Below are 23,000 nucleotides of genomic sequence, written 5' to 3' on the forward strand. Positions count from 1 at the left end.
ATGGAGGCACAGAACATGCATTTGGAAAAGCTGCAACAAAGCATTCATGCCGCTGTACATTATCTGGCCGGGCACCAGTTACCCAACGGGGAGTTTATGACCTATATAGCACCTGATGACAAAATGCGGCAATGGTGTGTGCCGGACAGTAACACCTTCATCCCCGCGCTGATCGGCAATTGCCTGATGCCGCTTGAAGCTTCCTTTCCGCCAATAACAGCAATGCTGGATAAAACGGTGGCCTTTCTGCAATATCAGATGATGAGGGGAGGTGTCTGGCATTTTTTCCCTGCGTGGCACCCGCAGTTCAAACGCCTTCCGCCAGATACAGATGATACGGTAACCATTGCTGCCCTGTTGCGTAAAAGAAAAAAGCTCATTTTTGATAATACCCCCATGCTCCTTGCAAACAGAACCAGAAACGGGCTCTTTTACACCTGGTATACCCTCCACCCTACCTTTATAAAATTTCCCCGTACTTACTGGCGCCTGATTCTGAGAGAGCTGAAGCACCCGCTAAGTACACTCCTGTACTGGATAAAAGGAGACCATAAGCGAAATGATGTAGATGCCATCGTAAACGCGAATGCCATTTACTATTTGGGGTATAACAAAACAACTGAACCGGTGGTGCGGTATCTTGCAGCCATCATCCAAAATAATAAAGAAGCCGGCAGTGACAAATGGTACCTGAACCCTCTTGCCTACTTTTATTTTATATCAAGGCTGTATACAATACCAGGCGTTCCGTCTATACTTACAAACATTAAGCCCCTGATTATTAAAAAAATTATAAATGCTATTCACAACAGTGCTGCGTTTGCAGACTGTGATCTGGAAATGGCGCTTGCCCTGTCTGCACTGGTAAACATGGATTATAAAGACCCCGGTTATCTTGCCGGGCTTGCAGCGCAGTTAATGGAAAAGCAGCAGACAGCAGGCAACTGGGAAAGGTATATTTTAGGTACGCACCCTAAAAAAATTATCGGGTGGGGCAGTGAAGAAGCCACCACGGCGCTTGCAGCAGAAGCCCTGTATCACTATCAGCTATCTTTACAAAATACAATGCGGGAAAATCATGAAGCTGTTTAAGATCATACGTTCTGCTGAATGGTGGGAATATAAATTGCCTCCGCTACTGGGGATTGGCTACGCCACAACCCTGAAATGTGGCGGGCAGATCTATGATTACTGGAGATGGCTGTTTGTTATCCTGCTTTCCTTAGTAGCGGGCGCTGCCTATGTAAGCATCATTAACGATGTTACAGATCTTAAAGATGATATTATGGCCGGTAAAAAAAACCGGATGCAGCATTTGCCTGTTTATTGCCGCTGGCTGTTGCCGCTGCTTTGCCTGTTACTGGGGCTTTTCTTTGAGTATACGATCTACTATCCGGATACAATTTCAATGATCCTGTACCTGGTTCCCTGGGTATTGTTCAGCCTTTATTCCTTTCCGCCTTTCCGGCTTAAGAACCATGGGTTGCCCGGCATATTGTGCGATGCCGGCGGATCACATGTTTTTACCAGCCTACTGATGATCAGCAGCATGTCTTTTGCTATGAACCGGCCGATCGACATTGCCTGGCTGACCCTGACGGGGATCTGGGCGCTATGTTATGGCTTAAGAGGCATTCTCTGGCATCAGTATACCGACAGGGAAAACGATATCCGCTCAGGATTGAATACGGTAGCTACCCGGATTCCTCCCCAAAAATTCAGGCCACTGGAAACAACTATTTTTCTAATTGAATTACTGGTTACATTAGGTATTTTCCTGTATCTTTCCAACCTGTGGATCATCATCGCATATGCATTTTACGTGCTGCTTTGCTTTTTGCGCAGCCGGTTCCTGGGCCAGCGGCCGGTTGTTATATTAACCAGCGGCAATATGCCCGTGCAAATTTTACAGCTGGATTATTTTCAGTGCATCTTTCCGGTTACTTTACTGATCTGCGCTACCATTACAGACAGAGATAATCTGCTTCCGCTGACCGTTCACCTGGTGCTTTTCCCGGACACACTTATCAGGATGGTTAAAGACCTTAAAGCCGTCCTTTATACAATAATAAAAACTAAAAAACTGAGCGCCTGATGGAAACAGTGGATAATCCTGCCGGGCGGGCGGAATTACTGCCGGCACAGATCCCTGATCTTTGATGCTTCAATGGTTGCCTCAGGCCTGAAATTATCTGATTCCATATATTTTTCCAGGCTGTATAATAATTGCCTTGCTTCCGGCCGCTGCCCGGCATTACTGAGCAGGTCTATTGATGATACAAGCAACCGGCCTTTGCCCACCCTGCATTCAAAAAGCAATGCCAATGATCTTGCGGTAACCCAATCATCAATGACCCTTACAATAGGCGTTAATCCCTTCTGAACCGAATCCAGGATCATTGCACCGGAATGGCTCATTGCATCCCACCATTGCCAATCACTGTAGTAATCTGTAGGAAAATAGCTGAATGCCGGGTGACGGGGATTGCACAGTATGCCTAATGTATGCGGCGGCTGGCCATGCGTCCAGGCAGTGTTCCAGAATATACTCGAAAAGCCAACAGCAATATTACCGCCTTTATCTTTTTTAAGGGCGCCTTTCTTTAAAGTAAGCAACACCCTGGCGCCTTTATTCAGTTGGGAAACCGTTTCGCTATCGAATGTTTGCGTAATAAAAATATCTTTTGCAATGGCCGGGTTCCCGGCAGGGTATACATAAAACGTCCATGAGTTTTCATAACCGGCTACAGACACGGTTAACGTAAGTTTTGATGGCTGCAGAACAGATGCTAACTGCTGCCTGATTACCCCTAACTGAAAACCATTTCCGACCGGGATGGTTGTTTGCTGTGAAAATTTACCGGCAAATAATAGCTGGCCTGCGGCATTTTTAACTGACCAGAGCGGGATGATGCCCTTCAGCGGCTTTTCATTAAAATTAGCCAGTTCAACCGGAACGTCCAAAGCTTCGTTATTTAAATACACCATCTTTGAAAACCTTGCCAGGGGCACCACAGCATTGCAGAACCGGCTGTATTCTTTACTGCTGATATACCCTTTGTCCTTCCAGAATGCATTCACAACCCCTACCAATGCCGTTCCCTGGCCGGGAAAATCTCCAAGGCCCAATAATTGAAATCCCCCAAAATTTTTTGTGCGTAAAGCCGCTTCAATATCCGCTTTATAGCAGAGTACCTGCAGTTTTCCTGAAGCCAGCAAAAAACTGTCAGCAAGATGCTTCATACCATTGGCTTCAAGTGCTTGCCGGAATATTTCAAAGTTTTTTGCTTTTAAGATCCCGGTGTATTGCGGAATTTCCCTGAAATCGGGATAAACACACCATTGCCCGATCTCATGACTGATGGTGGGATGCTTCCATTTTGCAATGATCGCAGACCAGTCATAATTGGTCCTGGGAGGCTCATTGTTTATAATGCTCTTTAAACCGGCGCCCCATGCCTGTATGCGGGGGTCCGGAGTGCTGTTATAATCGCTTTCAGGAATTATGGGCCAGCCTGCACCGGTAGTATACAGCCGGCGCGGATCCCTTTTCTTCCAGGAGGTTACAAACCGGGTAAGGTACCCGGTCATATGTTTCCCCGCAGGTTCATTGCCATACGCCAGCATGCAAAAGGACGGGTGGTTGCCATAAGTTTTTACAATGCGCCGGCTTTCGTCCTCAATAAACTGATCCAGGGGGTTTCCATCGCCTATAGTGGCTCCCTGGTTTGCCCAGGAAGAGCACTCTATCTGCAGATAAAACCCTGCGCTGTCGGCTTCAGCAAAAGCGATCTCCGGCGGGCACCAGGAGTGAAACCGGATATGGTTCAGCCCGTAGGAACGGCATACTGCAAAAATATGACGCCAGTAGGAAGCCGCTGCCGGCGGGTACCCGGTAAGCGGAAACACCGCACATTCCAGTGTTCCGCGAAGGAAAGCAGGGCGGCCATTAATAAGAAGTTGCTGGTCATTGGATGTAAAACTGCGCATTCCAAATGTGACCGCTTTTTTATCGGAAGCTCCATTACCCGCAACCGTTACCTGCATTGCGTACAGATTGGGGTGGAACTCATCCCAAAGCAGGGGATGATCACCCATAGGATAAATAACGCTGACCATATCACCACCATTGCCTTTAACCCTTATATCCTGCAATAAAGGTGTCAGCGGCACTGCGTTCCAGCCACCCCTGAAGGCCGTTAGCTCTAAACGGGCATTGACAGCGGCAGTGTTTAAATTCTTTAATGAAATAACAGCCGTCACCTGCTTTTTTTCAATATCAGGGAACAATTGAACGTCATCAATATATAATCGCGGGCGGGACAAAAGCATTATTTTACCCGTTATCCCATTCCAGTTGGTCTGCGTATGATCCGAAATACTATGCGAGTTCACGCCTACGTTTACTTCATTTACCCGGTTATCTACACGAATAGTAAGATAGTGGACACCGGGTGATAACAACGAATCGATGGAGTACTCATGCGGAGTGCCCAGCGCATTTTGCGTCCCAATCTTTACAGTGTCGATCCATACGGTGGTTTGCCAGTGACAGCGCTCCAGAAAAAGGCTGATGTGCTTTTTGTTCCAGCCAGGCGGAATATGAACGACCTTCTGGTACCAGGCTGCGCCTTTATAGTACTTATTGGGCTGCAACCAGAAAGGCACTTTGATATTACCCGGATTGCGATACCGGGCATACCGGGGCTCAAAAAACCAGGAAGAGTCCACAATATCCCCGGTCCACGGGGTATTTATAGAAACAGCATCACCCAGGTTGTTGGTGGCCATTGAGCCAGGAAGGCGAATGATGCCCGTAAGTTTTTTGGCATACCATTGCCGGCTAACCCCTATATCCTGCACATCCGTTTGAAAATGCCATGTTCCGGACAGGTTGATGGAATTTTCATCCTTCGCAACAGGGCGTTGCGCATTTATAATAATACAGTTGTTCATGAATAGCAACAGGAACAATATTCTTTTACAATACTCGCTTTTTGTCACCTGTATTTTTTTTATAGCGATACCGGGCCTTTCCCAACTGAAGTTTTTTTTCATTGACCACAGGCATCCCTGTTTATTTTAAATCGTTTTATGGCTGCCTGGCTATCGGGAGAAAAATGTGCCGCAGCAGCAGGAAAGCAGATCAACAGCGCACATAACACAATTGCGCTGTTATTTCCACCACAGTAACGCAGCAGCGCTGATCCCCTGTAAAGGTATTTTAAAAGCCGGTGCTTTTAAATGGATGATCTTTTGCCTTCAATGGATAATTTTATGGTCTGCTTCCGTGCAGATCCGTCAAGGGTATCAGATGCTGTTCACTACAGGGTAATTTTGTACATAGCCAAAAGACGGTCAGGCGTTCAGTGAATACCCCGATACTGAAATATTAAGGGAGTTACCAATCTTATAACACCAGCCGTTCTAACAATTGCTGTGTAAGATTTTCTGTTGTTGTCGTCATTCCCGGGTGCGCCCTGGAGCATTGGATCATGGTGCTGCGGGCAGCTGTCAGCCAGCGGAACCTGGATGCAGCATCCAGCAGGGCAATCCCCGACCCTGACTGCCTGTCTCCTGCTGCAATCCCGCAGAAGGCGCGCAGGTTTTCTTCAATCCCCTCCATATTGATCTCAGCGCACAGGTGCCATAATTTTTCTTTGTTTAATGAAACAGCGCATTCAATGAACCCCGTTTTTTTACAAAACACAATAACGCCAACGTTGATGAACTCCTCCCGCTCTACACGGGGCACCACGCGTATAACCGCATACTCATACACCAACAGCTCTTGCATCCAGCGCAGTTTTTAAAAAGGTAAAAGAATTTTTTAACCGCCAGTTCAGGAACTGGAAATAAACCTCCCTTGCCGCTTCCGGATCGCCATATGCTTCCTCATAAGCTAACCATTCCATGGGAATACTATTTACAATAGTATGCAGCAGTTGTTCATTCAGGGCGCTCCTGCAAAAAGCATCTGCCTCTTCCAGTTTTGAAGCATGCTTCAGCAGTACATGATCCTTGATCAGCGGGAACGGGTTTTTCATTTGTTCCCGCCAGCTGTTCCAGTTATGATGAAAATACAGGCAGGCACCATGGTCAATCAACCAGAGCTCATTATGCCACATCAGCATATTGGTGTTCCGTACCGTGCGGTCCATGTTCGTCAGGAACGCATCCAGCCAGACAATCTTGGAAGCAAGCAGCGGATCAACTGTGGTAACGGCAGGGTCAAATGTAAGGGAGCCACTTAAATAGTGCAGGCCCAGGTTCAGACCCTGGCTGGCTTTCAGCAGATCCTGGATCTCCTCATCGCCCTCAGTTCTGCCAAAAGCTTCATCAAGATGAGCCAATACCAGTTCAGGCACTTTCAGTTGTAAGCTTCTTGCCACTTCCCCGCCAACCAGTTCCGCCACCAATGCCTTTACTCCCTGGCCCGCGCCACGGAATTTCAGCACATAGAGGAACCCATCATCAGCTTCTGCTATAGCGGGCAGTGAGCCGCCCTCCCTTAAAGGAGTTACATACCTTGTTACCTGTACCGAACGGATTTCGGACATAAAACATCAATTTTCATCCAAAAATAACCAATACCTTTTAATGCAGGCCATTTATGTAAACCTCCTGCCCTATAATAAATTTGTTCTTTATTTTTAATGCAGGTATGGAGCAGCTTTTTCAGCATATAAAACAATATTACCCTTTAAGCGCGGCAGCAAGAGAGGCACTGGAACAAAATTTTGAAGAATCAGTGCTGGCCAAAAACAAATTCCTTATCACTGAAGGAAAAGTTTGCCGGCATTTATATTACCTGCAGCAAGGTGCATTACGAGGTTTTATTACTATTGACGGAAAAGAGATCACTAACTGGTTTGGGTTTGAAAACGCTTTTATTACTTCTTTTCACAGCTTTATTACCCAACAGCCCTGTCTTGAAAATATACAGTTAATAGAAGGCTCCATTTTATGGCGCATTTCAAAAGAAAGACTTACGGAGCTGTTTGACCGCTACCATGAAATTGAACGGCTGGTGCGCATTATTTATGAAAAATACTATATCCGCCTGGAGGAGCGCTATGTAAACGCCCAGTTTAAAACCGCCGCAGAACGCTATGAGCGCCTGCTGCATCAATCCCCGCATATTATAGAACGGGTTCCGCTTGGCTATATTTCTTCCTACCTGGGCATCAGCCAGGAAACCTTAAGCCGCATACGGAGCCGCTTTTAACAAACGCTTTTTTCATTTTTGACAAATGTCAAAAAAAGCATTTGGCGGTGCTGCTACATTTGTTCTCATAAATTTAAAATTATGAAACAGTATCAACAACCATCCAATGCGTTTATTGCGGCTTCCTGGTCGGCACTGCTGATAGGAGTAACTGCTTTTATTATTGGTCTATGGAATGCCGATATGGAACTGAATGAGAAAGGTTACTATTTTACCGTACTGCTGTTTGGCCTTTTTTCTGCCATATCTGTACAGAAAGCAGTACGGGATCAGTTAGAAGGTATTCCTGTTACCAATATCTATTACGGAATTTCCTGGTTCACTACCCTGCTGTCTATTATACTGCTGACGGTTGGGCTATGGAACGCAACGCTTACAAAAAGTGAAAAAGGGTTCTATGCCATGTCTTTTACGCTAAGCATTTTTGCGGCCATTGCGGTACAAAAAAACATCAGGGACAGCAAGAGCGCACAGCCGGAAGATCCTAAAAACAATAGTACTGAGCCCCATTCATTATCCGGTAATCACCCGTTTTAAAACAGGTTCATAAATAGTTCTGCTAACCTTGCAAATGCGCCAGGCGACAGGTTTGTCGCCTTTTTGCTATTATAACCGCATGGATCATAACTGAAACCAGCAGCTCTGTTTTTAAAAAAATAACAATAAGAGTTGTGCTGAAAAGAAAAGTTGTAACCAGCGGGTTACGACCTTTCTTTTTATTTGTTATACAAATAATTCTTATCAGAAAAACACGTCCAGGCGAATGGCCCAGCGGTTCAGCGCCACTTTACCATCCTTCCAGTCTTTATGGGTTGTACTATCCGTAAACCCGTTTTTCCAGCCCGAGACTAAAGAACAGGTTTGTTTTTTCAGCAAAACGGTATTCACTACCGGCACCTGCCAGCAAATCCATGTTCACAGGACGCCCATAAAAATGATGCTGTGCAAACAGGAACAGTCAAGTTAGCAAGCAGCTTATTGTTAGCAGTAAAGGTTTTCTTATTTTAAAAATTTGCACAAAAGCAGGGGTTTAAGCCAATCTGAACAAATCCATGCAACCAGAATAAAACGCCATGTACCAGAGCTGTTATTTAGCATACCAGGCCTATATGACATTTACTTCCGGGTGTAACTGCACGCCATATTTCCGGAAAACAGTATCAGTGACCAGGTTGCAAACTTCCAGCAGCTCCCGGCCTGAAGCGTTCCCGTAGTTCACCAGCACTAGGGCCTGTTTTTCATGGATCCCCGCATCTCCTTTCCGGTAGCCCTTCAGCCCCGCATGCTCAATCAGCCAGCCTGCTGCAAGCTTCATGGTTCCATCGGCATTTTCATAGGCCATCATATCCGGCCAGGCTTTTTTCAGAGAAAGATATTGTGATTGTTCCACTGAAGGATTTTTAAAGAAGCTGCCCGCATTACCGATTTCAGCAGGGTCAGGCAGCTTTGATGAACGTATATTTATTACAGCCTGTGCAATGGCATTGATGGAAAGTTCTGTAACGTTCAGCCGGTCCAGTTCCTGCCGGATGGCACCATACTCAATATGAAAAACGGGCTTTTTTTGTAACCGGTACGTTACGTCAGTAATTACAAACTGATCCTTATAGCTATTTTTGAAAACACTTTCCCGGTAGCCGAAGCTGCATTCTTCCTTGCTGAATACTTTTGTAGTATGATCCAGCCTGTGCACCGCGGTCAGCTCACAAAACACCTCTTTTATTTCAACACCATAGGCACCTATATTCTGCATAGGCGATGCACCCACGCAGCCGGGGATCAATGCCAGGTTCTCCACGCCTGCATATTGATGTTTTAAACAATGCAACACAAACTGATGCCAGATCTCACCCGCAGCAACTTTTATAGTAACAAAATCATCGTCATCACTAACCACCTGGTACCCCTGCAATTCATTTTTTATGACCAGCCCGTTATAATCACCGGTCAATAAGATATTGCTGCCCCCGCCGATGATCAGCGTAGGCTGCTCCTTTTTTTTTGCCCAGAGCAACGCTTCTTTTAATTCCTCAACGGAAGCTGCCTTTGTAAAATGGCGGGCATATTGTTCAATGCCAAATGTATTATACGGTTTTAACGAAACAGTATCCAGAATTTCCATAGCTTTAATATACCGCAAAATAGCATTAATTCTTTATGGAGAAAAGATCATCTGCAATTATTGGTGCCACAGGACTAACAGGATCATGGCTGCAACAGTACCTGCCGGAAGATCCCGGATTTGATATCATACGCACTCTTGTACGATGGCCCGTGGAGCCGGTTAGCCCAAAACAGGAGGTAAAGCTGGTGGATTTCAGCGATGCTGAATCTGTCTTACTGGCACTGACCGGTGTAACCGTTGTTTTCTGTGCTATAGGCACTACCCAAAAAAAAGTAAAGGGCGATCAGCAGCTTTACCGGCGGATAGACCACGATATTCCGGTACGCGCTTGTAAATTGGCTATGGAGACGGGGTGCCGGAAATTTGTTTTGGTATCAGCTGTTGGGGCAAACCCTGAAAGCAGGAATTTTTACCTGCGGCTGAAAGGCCAGACAGAAGCGGATATCATTGCAACAGGAATGCCTGCTGTTCATATTATGCAACCCAGCCAGCTCCTGGGAAAAAGAGCAGAAAGCCGCCCCCTGGAATCATTTACACAAGCCATTATGAAACCTTTGTCCGGCTTATTTTCAGGCTCCTGGATCAAATACAGGGCCATTGCAGCAAAAGATGTTGCCCGGGCAATGATCATAGCAGGAAAGAAAGAGGAAACCGGTGTATTCCGCTATACCTATAAAGAAATGATGGAACTGATTCATCCTGCCAGTTGAGCGCCAATAAAAATGTTCTGTTTAAGCCAATGAACCATTGAGCGTTGGCCAGATAACAATAACTATACTTCCCAGGGAGATAACGGTGCAGCATACAAATATATTTGTAATACGCAAGTAAAATTTATTATAGACCTGAATAAAGCGTTGCGGCTCAATAGCCGAAGCATTAAAAAGTTCTTAAAAGCAGATGGATCTATTTTAGGATAGGGCATTCCCGACATCCCGGAAGAACCAAAAGAAAGGGCTGGTGCCCTTCAATGTTCCCGCTGAACAGCGCAGGCAACCGTCCATCTGCGCTTCCGCCAATGGCAGAAGTCTGCGTTCCGAAGGTTCGGAACAGCGGGACATAACACGCAAGTGAAATTCATTACAGACCAACAAAAAAAGCGTTAAGTTTTCGGGAAACCTTTCGGTCTGATTAAAATGTCACTCCCGTATAACACCCATCAAAAACCGGGAAGTTGCAGAGCGGCATAATATTAGCGTTCTTTTAAACAGAATATTTGTGCCCTGATAGTGGCCCCCGGGTGAGAGACCGGAGGCAGGGAGCAACAAAAACGAAAATCACTTTCCACCCCTTGCAAAATATATGCCTGCTGCAGGTTAATGTACCGCCGCTACCGCCTATTGCTCCGGCCCCCATTTACGGGCAAGGAAAGTTGCCGGGCTGTTCTTTAACAATACCAGCACCAGCCCTATAAAACAACTCAATAGTATATAACTGACCGCTAATGTACGCTGACTATGAATGTTGAGCATGCTTACTATCCCGTAACTGACCAGGGAAGTTACTATATAAGCGCCGCCGCTGGTAACTCCGCCTGATATACCGGCATTGGCCGGAAACCGTGTAAGACAGTAGGTAAAATAAATATTATAAACAAAGCCCATTAAAAAATGCAGCAGCATTACAAAGCCCATCAATGAAAAAATAGTGCTGTAAAAGGCTGGCCCCGCAAGCATTATAAGGGCAATGCCCAGCTGAATGACGGTAGCAACAGACAGTTTTCTGAAAAAATCCCGGTGGATCATCCATTTGCTCAGGATACCGCCCAGCAGCAGGGATATACCCGATAATAAGGCACTGTAACCGGTTGCTATTGCCGAATAATGAAAAACCGTTTCAATAATAAAAGGGGCAGACATTCCAAAAACGATTGCCATAGAATAGCTCAGCCCCAGCACCAGCACGCCGTAGCTGAAATCCCTGGCCTGTAACATATGCACGTAGGTTTTAAGCACCGACCGTAAATGAAACGGCCGGAACTGCTTTAACGTTTCCCCGCTAAAGAATAATTCTAACAGGAACAGCAGGAAACCGTAAAAGGCAAGAAACCAGAAATTGGCCCTCCACCCGAAATTATGTTCCAGATAGCCTCCCAAAAATGGCGCCAGTATCGGCGCTGCCGACCATATTATGGATAGCAGGCTTGTATAATGTTGTTGTTGCGTTCCTGTATACAGGTCTATAAACAAAGACCGCTTCGCTACCATTACAACAGAAATAACAACGCCCTGCACTGCTCTCATTACAAAGATCAGCTCAACGGACCGGGTCATCACTATGATAACATTGGCCGTTGCAAAGATCAACAGGGCTGCCAGGCAGGCCCTGTAGCGGCCAAAACTATCCACAATACTGCCCACAAACAACTGGGACACGCCATAACTTACCAGAAAAATGGTTAATGTGAAACGGATATCGGCCGTAGTGGCATTGAGGTCTTTTACCATTTGGGGAAATGAAGGCACATACACATCCATGGCAAACCCGGAAATGGGTATTAAGATAAACGCAAGTACGGTGGGGACCCGGCTGTTTTCATTTGTAATGCTCCGCATAAATTACTGCAATTTGAGCGCACAAAGCTATGGGCGGCAGCCAGGGCAGCCCATACGCAATCCAAATAAATTTGTATAGAAATCAAATATTTTCACCCACTGCGTTTATACTCCATCGGTGTTTTCCCTGTTTGCTTTTTAAAGAACTGGGAAAAATGCTGGGTATATTCAAACCCCAGCCCGTTACTGATCTCGGTTATATTCCAGTCAGAATGCTTTAACAGGTCCATTGCTTCAGCAGTTACTCTTTCATAAATGATCTGCCGGGTCGATTTCCCCACCAGCTTCTGAAGGCTGTGGTTTAAATGATTGACGTGCACATGCAACGCATTTGCGAAATCTGCAGGGGTCTTATACACCAGTGAGCTTTCGGGCGAATCTACAGGAAACTGGTTATTCAGCAAACGCAGAAAATTAGACAGCAGCCGGTCTGTACGGTCGTGCTCCGTTACCTTATGAGCCCGTGCATCATGTATGCGGATTGCCGTGTAGATCACCAACCGTATGAGACTTTGGATGATTTCCCTTTTATAATAAAACCCGCCACAACGCTCTCTTTCCATAGCTTTAAAGTACGCGGAAAGTATTTCATATTCTTCATCAGTTAAAAAAATAAAAGGGTATACCGTATCCGTTAAAAAGCCCTGCGCTTTTTTAAACTCCCGTTTCAGATCAGGCGAAAGATATTGTTCATTAAATATACAGACGTAGCCGTCCTGGTTCTCCCGGGTAACCTTATACCCGAACTTCATATCCGGGGCCGAAAAGAAAAGTGCCGGCCGGTCAATAAGCACCTCCCTCGTATCCGTCAGCAAAACAGCATCGCCTGCCGAAAGACAGATCTTATAATAATCCCTCCTCCGGAAGGGCAGGGTATACAAACAATTGCGCCTTCTGAGCACATTAAAATGCCGCGATTTTCCTTCTGACTTTATAAGATCTTCAGGAATAGTGCGACCGGTTGACTGGTAATATTGAATGATCGATTCCAGTGACTCCATACTGCAAAAGTAAACAATTCAAAGATGTTTCAAAAGCGGATCCTCTACCGGAAATCTCTTTGAGGCTGACCTAAAAAGTAATGGCGTCCTGAGGTTTCCATTTGTAAAACAAAATCATCCGAAAGTTCGGATGAGGCAATGACAATTATTCTTACGGGTCACCTTGAAGATGCCTTCCCGGACCTGTTCCGGGATCTGTTTTTATTTCAGGGTCCAAATTAGCGATCAATAGATGCCGAAACAAGTTGCCAATGACAGATGGAATTATGCATTGAGGACCAATGATACGTTCGTCATCCGAATGTTCGGATCCGAGCGAAGCCGGCGAGGCTCTGAAATATTGAAGTGTTCGATGATTGAGAAATCCTTCGACTTCTTCCGCTATCGCGGAATGCGCTGCCAATGACACATTTGTAAGTAACTGATTTGTACTATTCTTTTCGCATCCACATGTATACCTTATTTAAAGCTTCCCTGGTATTTTTTTTATTTGTACCTTTTTGCTTGTCCAAAAAGGTACCCAAAAAAGACTCCCGAAATCGGTTACGGCACGATTTCGGGGAGCACTTCTATCGGCTTCAGCATATAGTGGTATGTTTCGCTGAAAGCGAAACCGCTCAGCTGTTGAATTGCTATCATTAAGCTGATATAGCCCTACATTTAGAAAACGCTTTCAATTTGAAAGAACAAATAAATACGTCATCGCATCATTGATTTGGGCCACCAATAATTTACTCAGGATGACGACAGGAAGATTTATCATTGCCATTTTGTTTTTGCAGCATAAATAAAAAACCTGGCATGACAAAAACCTGACCAAGGATGAGGTTACAATCGGATCATGGTTCGTCAGGCGCACCATGACATTCGTTTTAGCAATACACTTGTCATCCGGATGTCCGGATTTAAAGAACTTAATTTTCCTTTTATAGATGCCTCAATATGACAATCAATAGAGCCTTTTTAGTCAGCCCCCAACGGTTCAGCAAAAACCCGGGAATATCCTTCCATATTTTGTAAATTACATTATGAATTGGGAAATTCAGGCACTATCAGCCACGGCATTAGGCATTGCGCTGGCCGCCTGTTGCGGCTTCCGGGTATTTGTTCCTTTGCTGGTTGCCGGTTTAGCCAGCAGGCTGCATCTTTTCCATTTTGCGGATCATTTTGCCTGGCTTTCCTCTACTCCTGCTTTAATAACGCTGGGGGCTGCCACTGCTGTTGAAATTGCCGGTTATTATATTCCTTTTATTGATAATATCCTTGATACGATTGCCGCACCAATGGCAACCATTGCCGGCACTGTGCTGGCAACCGCTGTAATACCGATAGACAGTGAATGGATCAAATGGCTTGTTGGAATTATTGCCGGCGGCGGAAGCGCAGGGCTGATTGCCTCAGGAACAGGGCTCCTGCGCCTGTTTAGCACAAAAGCTACTTTAGGAACAGGAAATATATTTGTAGCTACCGGAGAAAATGCAGCTGCCATTGCCGGCAGTGTGCTCAGTTTTTTAATGCCGGTAGTGATGGCGGTGCTCTGCCTCCTTTTTATGATATGGATATTCAGAAAAATGCGGAAAAAGATCAAAAACCGCCGGGCAGTACGGTCTGCCTGATCCGGCCTTAAGGTGAAGCGGTAGCTCTTAAAATTTCCCTTTTGCCCGGCGGACCTTTTAATTTCTCTACTTTAAACCCTGCCTGCATCAAGGCCTTCCGTACAACCGATTTAGAGCAGTAAGTGGTTAAAACCCCTCCTTTCTTCAGCCGTTCTTTTAATTGTACAAACACCTGCTCCGTCCATAGTTCCGGCTGATCCTCCGGCGCAAAAGCATCAAAAAAACAAAGATCAAAAGAGGCCTGCGACTGCCATCGTAACAGGTCTGCCTGTTGTTTTTCAAGAATAAAAAAATCATTGATCGCTACCGGCTGTCCCCATGCAGCCTGCATTAACAACCGGTACAGGGTTTCCGCTCCCAGTTGTCTGCCATAATTCAGCTCCCGGAAAACTGCTTCTTCCAACGGAAACAGATCCAGTGCTATATAACGGATCCTTATTTTTAATGTCCCTGCCTGTATAGCGGAAAGAAAGGCATTCAGCCCGGTTCCAAAGCCCATTTCAAAAACAGACAACTCTTTAACCGGACGGTTTGCCAGGTAATGCCGCAACCCGGCTTCAATGAATATATGTTGTGATTCCGTATAAGCCCCGAAAACAGAATGAAAAGTAATGCCTGTATTTCCCAGGCTGACTGAATGAGAGCCATCGGCTGTAGTTATGATAACAGGGTTCTTCTTTTCCATTATTCGTGTACCCGGAGTATTACAACTTTACCATCCATAGTCGTTACAACAATTGTATGATCATCTATAAACTGCAGGTCGTGCACCAGGCAATTGGCTACCTTATGCATCCAGACCGTTTTCCCGGTTTTCCGATCAAATGCGGTGATAACGCCTTTATCACTAAAAGCATATACCCGCCCCTTACGTTCAATGATCTTTGACGGGTTCAGCTCATAACCAAACACATTTTCAGTTTTCCATACAATATGTGCACTGTCTGCCTTTGCGTCCACACCAATCAAATGCCCCTGCATGGTCTTTGCATATACAACAGCTCCGTCATTGGAGATACCCATCGATTCCCGCACCCAATCCTCCTCCCATTTATGCTTCCATAAAAGCGTTCCGTTACCCGCATCCAGGGCGCGCATAAAGCGATCAGGAGCCACAATAAAAATTTTGCCATTTGCCGCTACAGGCGTACAGGAAGCCGGAGAGAACATACGATTGCTGTATCCGTTATTATAAACCCACACCGCCTTACCGGTTTTGCTGCTGACAGCATAGAGCTCATTCCCCCAGCTTCCAAAAATCAACCGGCTATTATAGTATAAGGGCTGTGCCTTTACAAAATTTTTTACGCTGTCATATTCCCATATAATTTTGCCGGTATTTATATCCAGAGCCCTGAATTTTCCTTCAGATGAGCCAAGAAATACTTTATCCTCATTGATAACGGGCGTTGCTACAATAGCTTTATCAGTAGGGGTTGCCCAAAGCAATTTTCCATTTTCCGCATTTAAACAATAAATGGTCCCGTCAGTTGAGGGAATGATCAACCGGTACCCCTCTATTACAGGGGCTGCATATATTTTACCATTTGTTACAAAACGCCAGACCACCTTATTGGCAGCGGGGTCCAGTGCCAGGATGCGCCCGCGGCTGTCTGGTGTAATGATCCGGCCTTTATACAGTACAAAGCCGTTGCCAATATCTGAAGAATCCTGGAACCGCCAGCTCTCTTTTACCTGCGGGTACTGCCCGTTAACGGCGTAGGAGGGCCGGTCATAGCTGCGGGTTTCTTTTTCAAAATGATGATCCTGTAAAATTGCCGTTGCCCAGGGCGCTTTTAATATTGCCCCCGGGTTCTTTTCCTGGTAGGTAACTTTTCCATTATCAACAGTTACAATATTATACCCGCCCGTACTGTCCTTTGCCCTTAAATTGGAGCGCCCCATAATCCCCGGGATGCCTTCAAAATCATATTGCCTGTTCTGGTGCCCGTGCCCGCAGATGTACAATTGAATATTATGTTTCTTTAACCGGTCTGCCACTTCATACCAGTTATTCAGAGATGCATCCAGCGGGTAATGGTCAATAAAAATAACCGGTTCCCTGCCGGGGATCGTTGCCAGAACAGAATCCAACCAAACGATATTTCCATAAGGGATCTGCCCGGGGCTCATTTTCATATTAGGGCCGCAATTAGCACCAAGGAAATGGATACCGCCATATTCAAAAGCAAATACCTCATTACCAAATACGCGGTTGAATGTATTGGTACCACTCTCAGACCAGTTATCATCATGATTACCGGGTATAATATATAAAGGCTTGTTCAGTGAGTCCAGTATTTGTTGGGCCAGCTTTATTTCGGCATCCGCACCAAATTCAGTTATGTCGCCGGATGCGATCACAAACCTCAGCTCCGCGTTGGCATTGATATCGTGCACCGTTCTTCTCAGGTCTTCATCCGCATTATTGGAACCGATGTGCAGATCTGAGATATGCGCAAACTGAAAACGGGATTGCGCTAACAGTGTATTTACAAAAACGACCAGTAAAACAGCGATGAAGATCTTTTTCATTGGAGAAAGATAGGGAACATATTGCGATCCGCAAATTACAGGGCGCATAACATTTTTATGTTTAGAACGGATGACCAGGGCAATGCATTACCCCCTCGGGGAGGGTCTTCAGGAATCGTATATACCCGATTATCAGCAGCAATCACCCGGTTCATTTAATAAAAGGCACCGGCAGGTTTACGTCTTTGGCCGGCTGAAAATAAAAAACCTGTGAGGCCGGCAGTGAGCTACTGCTAAAACATCACAGGTTGTGTGGAGGCGACCGGACTCGAACCGGTGTCCAAACATATTCCCCAAAAGTCTTCTACATGCTTATTTCTTATATTATTTGTCGGCAGTAAACAGGAAAAGAACAAACCAATTTACTGCTTAGCTGTATAGGGCTTTTGCTGCAGGCACAGCCTGTTGCAGCAGCATCCTGTATTTGTTTGATGAGTCGGCGGCGGAGCGTGGTAACAGAACAACCGTGCTCAACGCGGCCCAAATGACTACTTAATCACTGATTAGGCAGCCATGGCATATTGATTATTGCCATTTATAGTTTGAGTATTCAGATTAACGGGCTAATTACACAACGCCCGGCATGCTTCCACTTTCAAAGACCTATGCTGTCAACACCAAACGCCCCCAATTAACTGATTCCGAAAAGACAGCTTGCAAAGATACGGATAAAAATTGAGATAACGATAAACCCTCTCCGACAGACGTATAAACCGGCCACGAATGCACAAATGGTCCCGGCTGGATACACTAACCTGCGTCCGATTCTATAATAAGGAAGTGACATTTTAATCAGACCAAAAGGTTTCCTGAAAACGCAACGCTTTTTTTGTTGGTCTATAATGAATTTCACTTGCATGTTATATCCCGCTGTTCCGAACCTTCGGAACGCAGACTTCCGCCAATGGCAGAAGCGCAGATGAATGGTTGTCTGCGTTGTTCAGCGATTTCTGCGGGAGCACTGAACGGCACCAGCCCTTTCTTTTGGTTTTTCCAGAGATGTCGGAATGCTATATCCTAAAATAGATTCATCTGCTTTTTGAAACTTTTTAATGCTCTGGCTACTTAGCCGCAACACTTTGTTTAGGTCTATAATAAATTTCACTTGTGTATAATATATAAAAAACAAAGAAGTCATATAGCTTTCAGCGATCCTATGTGCCAATACCGGGAAAGATCAACGCGTCCTGCGGCATTACAGCAGCCGGTATTCTGTAGCTCTTTTTATCAGCCCCGCCACATTTTTGGCTTTTAGCTTGTGCAGGAGGTTACGGCGATGCGTTTCAACGGTTAAAGTGCTCAAAAAGAGCGTAGCCGCAATCTGCTGAGAGGTATCCCCGTTTGCAATCATCTTCAGGATCTGCTTCTCTCGTTTGGTAAGCGAAGGGATTGCAGCCTCTAAATCGTGGTGAGAAGGCCGGGCCATGATCTCCTTCACTTCATCGCTAAAGGCGGTCTTGCCTTCCTGCACTTCTGCAATGCATCTTAAAAGTTCGGCGGCAGAGGCATTTTTTAAGAGGTACCCGCTGGCACCATTCTGCATCATTTGCAGAATGATGCTGCGCTCTGCCTGGTTACTAAGCCCGAGTATGATGGTTTCCGGCGCTATTTTCTTTATTTCCTTACATAGTTCTATCCCGTTGGCATCGGGCAATATAATATCCAGTAATACAAGGTCTACAGGCTGCTCCTGCAGGCATTCAATAATCTCTTTGCCCCGTACGCAGCTAATGATCCCTCCGATGCCTTCATCATTTTTTAACAGGGTCTTTAGGCCTTCCACAACCACCGGATGATCGTCCACAATAGCTACGGAAATTTTATTATGCAACATGCAATTCTATATTTATAGTGGTTCCTTCATTGGGAACGGAATGAATATCCATATTTCCTTTTAAATAATCAACACGATTCCGGATATTGATAAAGCCGATGCCCTTTGCTTCTTTAAGAGCAGCTACATCAAATCCCCTGCCATCATCTTCAGCAGTAATATAAAACACCGGCCCGTTCTGGCTGCATTGCAGGATCACCTTACGCGCAGCAGCATGGCGCACGGCATTGGACAGTATCTCCTGTACAATGCGGTAAATAGTTGCCTGGGTGGCCGCTGGTAAATTCCCGTCAAGGTTATAGGCCTGGAACTCGATCTGTGTGCTGTTACCGGACAGGGATTCACAAAGATCCCGGAGCGCTGCTTCCAGCCCTATCTTCAGCAGGCTTTCCGGCATCATGTTCCTTGCGATCCGTCTTAGCTCGGACACAGACTGATCCAGTTGGTGGATCACGTCGTTTAAATGCTGATCTTCCATTTCTGACTGCCTTGAAAGGTTTATTTTAACACCGGCCAGCATACCGCCCAACCCGTCATGAAGGTCGCGGGCCACCCGCTGACGTTCCCGCTCCTCCCCTTCCAGCATTGCCTGTGTGATCTTCAGCTCCTGCTGCTGCTGCACTTCCTTTAATTGCTGCCGGTAGTTAATTTCCTTTTGTACAGCCAGCTTTTTGGTATTCCGGTAATAGAAAATAAAAAATGCTGCAACAAAAAAGAGCAATACAGTCGCAATCCCCAACACCCAGTTATTCAGCCGTTGGGTTTTTGCAGTAAGGGACGCTTCCTTTTTTTCTGCTTTCAGTCGGTCAATCTGTTTCTCCTTTTCCGCAGTCTGAAACTGCACGTCTAATTTACTTTGATTTTCAATCGTCTTGCTTTTATATAAGCTGTCGTTTAAATCGGCATATTTCAAAAGCCACTGAAAAGCCTGCTTTTCCTGTCCTAACCCAAGATAACTCTGGTATAATCCCTGAAAAATTTCAAGCCTGCTGCCGGCAAAGCCCATTACTTCTTCATCGCGCAAAAAACTGTTCAATAATTTCAGCGCATCCCGGTATTGATGACAGGCGATAAGGCTTTTTATCTTTGCAAATAACATTTCCTGTATTACATAAACCTTATTGGCGCCGCCTGCGGCCTTTATACCCTTATCAAAATTTTCAATCGCCTCTTTATACGCCTTTTTATGATGAAGATATAGCCCTGTTAACAAATAATAACCTGCATAAAGCTCTGACTCCGGGTAAGGGGATAAGAGCACTTTTAAAGTATCTGAAACCCTTTTGATCTGATCAAATTCTTCCAGGTAGAAGTAATTTTCACCCGCCCTGTTATAGGCAGCGATCAGCCTTGATGGATCTGCATGAATATTCCTTAACACGGCAATGGCCCTGTTTATATAATCTTCCGCTTTTTTGTACTGTTCTATATTCATAAACCCTACCCCCACCCCAAGATATTGGGAGCCAAGGATAGCGCTGTCGCCGGACTTTACTGCCAATGGAACGGACTGGTTCAGCACAATACCTATAAAAGCCTCATCATCATCTTTACGCTGCTGCAATACAGCATACCGGTACAGGGCTTCGCTCCTGTTCTTATATGCCTCCCTGTTTGGGTAACCACTTAATAACTGATCTGCTTTCAGATAGGCCGCTTCGCTTTTTTCGGGCTCATCCGAATAATACCAGGCGCCTAAAACCGAATAGTAGCAGGCTCGCAGATAGGGATACTTTTTGCTTAATACATACCCGCTACTGATGTGCGCCCACGCTCTGGCCGTATCTTTCAGTAACCAATAGGACGCCAATGCAAAATGAGCCCGGGCTTTTATACTGTCAGATACCTTTTTTTGTAAAACGGCATTAATACTATCGATATCCTTTTCTATGTTCAACGGTTGTTGTGCCCTTAACAGAGTACATACGCAACAGAACAGGAAAGTATTAAAAACAAGTTTCATTGAATCAGAAATTTAATTATGTGCCCAAATTCAATTCAATATTTATTGAGGTACCTTCACCAATTTCAGAATGAATATCCATTTTGCCTTTTAAATATTCCACCCTGTTCTTAATATTGGAAAAACCGATTCCCTTTGTTTCGCTGATCTTCGAAACATCAAACCCCCTGCCGTCATCATCGGCAGTAATGTAAAACATTTTCTTATGCTGACTGCACTGAAGAATGATTTTTTTTGCAGTAGCATGGCGTACTGCGTTGGATAATATTTCCTGCACAATACGATAAATATTTGCCTGGATAGCTGCCGGCAGGTGTTCCTCAATATCATAGGCCTGAAACTCGATCTGCGTGCTGTTATCCGACAGGGATTCACAAAGATCCCGGAGCGCTGCTTCCAGCCCTATCTTCAGCAGACTTTCCGGCATCATATTCCTTGCGATCCGTCTTAGTTCGGAAACGGACTGATCCAGCTGGTGGATCACCTTGTCTAAATGCTGATCTTCCATTTTTGATTGTCTTGAAAGATTAATTTTAACGCCTGCCAGCATGCCACCCAACCCGTCATGAAGGTCGCGGGCCACCCGCTGGCGTTCCCGCTCTTCCCCTTCCAGGAGCGCCTGGGTTATTTTCAATTGCTGCTTTTGTTCTATATCTTTTACCTGCTGTTGATGGTTGATCTCCTTTTGCAGGGAAATCCTTTTATAATAAACCCCGTAAGCGATTGCTAAAATCAGAAGAAAAACGCAAGCAGCAGCCAATAAGCGGTTAGCCGATTTTTGCCGCTGGGTTTGCAATGCCGCCTTGTCTTTTTCCGACTGCAGGGCGAGTATCTGTTTTTCTTTTTCGGCGGTGCGGAATTTTGTTTCCAGTTCGTTTGCCCTGTTTTTAATGCCCGCACTGTAAAAGCTATCAAGGATGCTCGCATACTGTTCCATTCCGTTAAAAGCTTTTTTGTATTCGCCCATTCTTTCGTAGGTCTTTGACAGTTCGTATTGCATGGTCATCCGGTTGTTGATATACGATGGCTTGCTGTACTGCATCGCATTGAGCAATAGATCCCTTGCCTTCGCATATTTTCCCTGTTGGGTATATACCCTGTATTGCTGAAACTGCAAGGATTGTTTTTTGTAATCATTCTTCAACTTTTCAGCAAGCGCAACGCCTTTGTCGAGGAGAGCGATAGCAACATTGTAGTCTTTTTTGTTGAAATGGTTCATGGCGGCATATTCGTAGTAGTCCATCAGAAGGTCGTGTTCGGGATAGGGCTTCAGCAGCTGGTAGACGCTGTCAAGCATCCGGTCTCCGGGCTTGTGTTCATAAATATAGTGCCGGGCAGATTCTATGTAGATGTTGACCACCGTCCGGTTTGCCTTGCTTTTGCTGTGCGCGATGCTTGCAAGCGCGAGCGAGTCGTACAGATCGGCTTTGCCAAACTCCTGTATATTATCAAACATCAGCCGGATGTTGGAATATACCTGCGCTGTTTCTTCGGCAATGCCGGACTGTTTGGCAAGTGGCAGGGCTTTGTTAATCAGTATATCAAGATAAGCCGAGTCCCTGTCTCTGTATTGTTCCAGTAAAGCCACATTCATCCACAGCTTTGCCCTGTAAAAGCAGGCATCCGGCGTATGGAAGCGCTGAAGCAGCGTATCGGCTTTGCGGTAAAGGTTTTCACTGTTATCTATGTCGGCATCAAAAATATACCCTGCCCAATAATACAGGTAAAGGGCTTGCAGATAACTGTTATTACCCGCAAGCAACCTGCCTTTGTCGAGGTAGTTTTTTGATTTTGCCGAATCCTTTCCCGACCAATAGTCTGACAACAGGAAACCGGCTATCGCTCTCAGGCTGTCGGTATTGCCCGATGCCAGGACGACACTCAAACTGTCGGTATATTTTTTTCATCGAGCGGTACAAACTGTGCCCGCGCCGCTACCGGTAATACCAAAACGGCAATGAAGATACAGAAGATCAGTTTCCTGTAAAATATGTTGTGCGGACGTTTCATTACGGAAAGGTAAAAACAGCTTTTCGATATAACCAACTAAAAAGAAAAAATACCAAAAATCCGGTAGGTAAAAACCCTTCAATTAGTAATGTTATTAAATTATTTAAGATAAATAGCACTACTGTCAAAAACT

General features: G+C 45.4%; 18 protein-coding genes and 1 other RNA gene. 6 read left to right on the top strand and 13 right to left on the bottom strand.

Going from position 1 to position 23,000, the window contains the following annotated elements:
* Both A8C56_RS14585 and A8C56_RS14590 read left to right on the top strand, forming a co-directional pair.
* Positions 1–1,092, top strand: a complete 1,092-nt coding sequence (locus tag A8C56_RS14585; RefSeq protein WP_157097994.1) for a hypothetical protein — start codon at positions 1–3, stop codon at positions 1,090–1,092.
* On the top strand, positions 1,079–2,095 hold the full coding sequence (locus tag A8C56_RS14590) for a UbiA family prenyltransferase (RefSeq protein WP_067757464.1): 1,017 nt from the start codon (positions 1,079–1,081) through the stop codon (positions 2,093–2,095). The genes A8C56_RS14585 and A8C56_RS14590 overlap by 14 nt, the downstream gene beginning before the upstream one ends.
* A 35-nt stretch (positions 2,096–2,130) precedes the next feature.
* On the opposite strand, the gene A8C56_RS14595 is transcribed toward A8C56_RS14590, so the two are convergent.
* The 3 genes from A8C56_RS14595 to A8C56_RS14610 form a co-directional block, all read right to left on the bottom strand.
* On the bottom strand, positions 2,131–5,004 hold the full coding sequence (locus A8C56_RS14595; RefSeq protein WP_245645495.1) for a sugar-binding domain-containing protein: 2,874 nt from the start codon (positions 5,002–5,004) through the stop codon (positions 2,131–2,133).
* A 406-nt stretch (positions 5,005–5,410) separates the two neighbouring features.
* Positions 5,411–5,797, bottom strand: a complete 387-nt coding sequence (locus tag A8C56_RS14605; protein WP_067757470.1) for a DUF3037 domain-containing protein — start codon at positions 5,795–5,797, stop codon at positions 5,411–5,413.
* Entirely contained in the window at positions 5,775–6,560 is a 786-nt protein-coding gene (locus A8C56_RS14610; RefSeq protein WP_067757473.1) for a HipA family kinase, read from the bottom strand. The genes A8C56_RS14605 and A8C56_RS14610 overlap by 23 nt, the downstream gene beginning before the upstream one ends.
* A 104-nt stretch (positions 6,561–6,664) precedes the next feature.
* Between A8C56_RS14610 and A8C56_RS14615 the strand changes: the two genes are divergently transcribed.
* Together A8C56_RS14615 and yiaA are read left to right on the top strand one after the other, a co-directional pair.
* Positions 6,665–7,228: a Crp/Fnr family transcriptional regulator gene (locus A8C56_RS14615; protein WP_067762078.1), complete on the top strand. Its 564-nt coding sequence runs from the start codon at positions 6,665–6,667 to the stop codon at positions 7,226–7,228.
* Between the two features lie 81 nt (positions 7,229–7,309).
* Complete coding sequence (gene yiaA / locus A8C56_RS14620; RefSeq protein ID WP_067757477.1) at positions 7,310–7,765, top strand: inner membrane protein YiaA; 456 nt, start codon at positions 7,310–7,312, stop codon at positions 7,763–7,765.
* 204 nt (positions 7,766–7,969) lie between these two features.
* Here the strand turns inward: yiaA and A8C56_RS25305 are convergent, their stop codons facing one another.
* Entirely contained in the window at positions 7,970–8,104 is a 135-nt protein-coding gene (locus A8C56_RS25305; RefSeq protein ID WP_262492416.1) for a hypothetical protein, read from the bottom strand.
* Positions 8,105–8,333: 229 nt separating this feature from the next.
* A complete protein-coding gene (murB, locus tag A8C56_RS14625; RefSeq protein WP_067762080.1) occupies positions 8,334–9,350 on the bottom strand; it encodes a UDP-N-acetylmuramate dehydrogenase in 1,017 nt (338 codons plus the stop codon).
* A 35-nt stretch (positions 9,351–9,385) separates the two neighbouring features.
* Between murB and A8C56_RS14630 the strand changes: the two genes are divergently transcribed.
* On the top strand, positions 9,386–10,063 hold the full coding sequence (locus A8C56_RS14630; protein ID WP_067757479.1) for an NAD(P)H-binding protein: 678 nt from the start codon (positions 9,386–9,388) through the stop codon (positions 10,061–10,063).
* A gap of 627 nt (positions 10,064–10,690) precedes the next feature.
* Here A8C56_RS14630 and A8C56_RS14635 read toward each other — a convergent pair.
* Positions 10,691–11,908: an MFS transporter gene (locus A8C56_RS14635; RefSeq protein ID WP_067757481.1), complete on the bottom strand. Its 1,218-nt coding sequence runs from the start codon at positions 11,906–11,908 to the stop codon at positions 10,691–10,693.
* A 92-nt stretch (positions 11,909–12,000) separates the two neighbouring features.
* Positions 12,001–12,909, bottom strand: a complete 909-nt coding sequence (locus A8C56_RS14640) for a helix-turn-helix domain-containing protein (RefSeq protein ID WP_067757484.1) — start codon at positions 12,907–12,909, stop codon at positions 12,001–12,003.
* A 1,028-nt stretch (positions 12,910–13,937) separates the two neighbouring features.
* Here A8C56_RS14640 and A8C56_RS14645 point away from each other — a divergent pair.
* Positions 13,938–14,525 (top strand): DUF4126 domain-containing protein, encoded by a 588-nt coding sequence (locus A8C56_RS14645; RefSeq protein ID WP_067757489.1) that lies wholly within the window; start codon positions 13,938–13,940, stop codon positions 14,523–14,525.
* Between the two features lie 7 nt (positions 14,526–14,532).
* On the opposite strand, the gene mnmD is transcribed toward A8C56_RS14645, so the two are convergent.
* From mnmD to A8C56_RS14675, 6 genes are all read right to left on the bottom strand, one after another.
* Entirely contained in the window at positions 14,533–15,210 is a 678-nt protein-coding gene (mnmD, locus tag A8C56_RS14650; protein ID WP_067757493.1) for a tRNA (5-methylaminomethyl-2-thiouridine)(34)-methyltransferase MnmD, read from the bottom strand.
* Complete coding sequence (locus tag A8C56_RS14655) at positions 15,210–17,108, bottom strand: outer membrane protein assembly factor BamB family protein (RefSeq protein WP_245645497.1); 1,899 nt, start codon at positions 17,106–17,108, stop codon at positions 15,210–15,212. Before A8C56_RS14655 ends, mnmD begins: the two co-directional genes overlap by 1 nt.
* Positions 17,109–17,310: 202 nt before the next feature.
* Positions 17,311–17,689: a transfer-messenger RNA gene (ssrA, locus tag A8C56_RS14660) on the bottom strand.
* A gap of 566 nt (positions 17,690–18,255) precedes the next feature.
* Entirely contained in the window at positions 18,256–18,894 is a 639-nt protein-coding gene (locus A8C56_RS14665) for a response regulator (protein ID WP_067757502.1), read from the bottom strand.
* Positions 18,884–20,857: a tetratricopeptide repeat-containing sensor histidine kinase gene (locus tag A8C56_RS14670; protein ID WP_084490222.1), complete on the bottom strand. Its 1,974-nt coding sequence runs from the start codon at positions 20,855–20,857 to the stop codon at positions 18,884–18,886. Before A8C56_RS14670 ends, A8C56_RS14665 begins: the two co-directional genes overlap by 11 nt.
* 16 nt (positions 20,858–20,873) lie before the next feature.
* Positions 20,874–22,742, bottom strand: coding sequence for a sensor histidine kinase (locus A8C56_RS14675; protein ID WP_067757509.1), 1,869 nt, complete (start codon positions 22,740–22,742; stop codon positions 20,874–20,876).
* Positions 22,743–23,000 lie beyond the last annotated feature (258 nt).

It is taken from the genome of Niabella ginsenosidivorans, from assembly GCF_001654455.1.
GTDB classification, from domain to species: Bacteria; Bacteroidota; Bacteroidia; order Chitinophagales; family Chitinophagaceae; genus Niabella; species Niabella ginsenosidivorans.

Bases quoted from the DNA above. Each gene is read 5' to 3' on its own strand.
- A8C56_RS14615 (WP_067762078.1), top strand. From the start codon at position 6,665: ATGGAGCAGCTTTTTCAGCATATAAAACAATATTACCCTTTAAGCGCG.
- A8C56_RS14655 (WP_245645497.1), bottom strand. From the start codon at position 17,108: ATGCGCCCTGTAATTTGCGGATCGCAATATGTTCCCTATCTTTCTCCA.
- A8C56_RS14590 (WP_067757464.1), top strand. From the start codon at position 1,079: ATGAAGCTGTTTAAGATCATACGTTCTGCTGAATGGTGGGAATATAAA.
- A8C56_RS14610 (WP_067757473.1), bottom strand. From the start codon at position 6,560: ATGTCCGAAATCCGTTCGGTACAGGTAACAAGGTATGTAACTCCTTTA.
- A8C56_RS14585 (WP_157097994.1), top strand. From the start codon at position 1: ATGGAGGCACAGAACATGCATTTGGAAAAGCTGCAACAAAGCATTCAT.
- yiaA (WP_067757477.1), top strand. From the start codon at position 7,310: ATGAAACAGTATCAACAACCATCCAATGCGTTTATTGCGGCTTCCTGG.
- A8C56_RS14635 (WP_067757481.1), bottom strand. From the start codon at position 11,908: ATGCGGAGCATTACAAATGAAAACAGCCGGGTCCCCACCGTACTTGCG.
- A8C56_RS14630 (WP_067757479.1), top strand. From the start codon at position 9,386: ATGGAGAAAAGATCATCTGCAATTATTGGTGCCACAGGACTAACAGGA.
- A8C56_RS14670 (WP_084490222.1), bottom strand. From the start codon at position 20,857: ATGAAACTTGTTTTTAATACTTTCCTGTTCTGTTGCGTATGTACTCTG.
- murB (WP_067762080.1), bottom strand. From the start codon at position 9,350: ATGGAAATTCTGGATACTGTTTCGTTAAAACCGTATAATACATTTGGC.
- A8C56_RS14640 (WP_067757484.1), bottom strand. From the start codon at position 12,909: ATGGAGTCACTGGAATCGATCATTCAATATTACCAGTCAACCGGTCGC.
- A8C56_RS14645 (WP_067757489.1), top strand. From the start codon at position 13,938: ATGAATTGGGAAATTCAGGCACTATCAGCCACGGCATTAGGCATTGCG.
- mnmD (WP_067757493.1), bottom strand. From the start codon at position 15,210: ATGGAAAAGAAGAACCCTGTTATCATAACTACAGCCGATGGCTCTCAT.
- A8C56_RS14665 (WP_067757502.1), bottom strand. From the start codon at position 18,894: ATGTTGCATAATAAAATTTCCGTAGCTATTGTGGACGATCATCCGGTG.
- A8C56_RS14605 (WP_067757470.1), bottom strand. From the start codon at position 5,797: ATGCAAGAGCTGTTGGTGTATGAGTATGCGGTTATACGCGTGGTGCCC.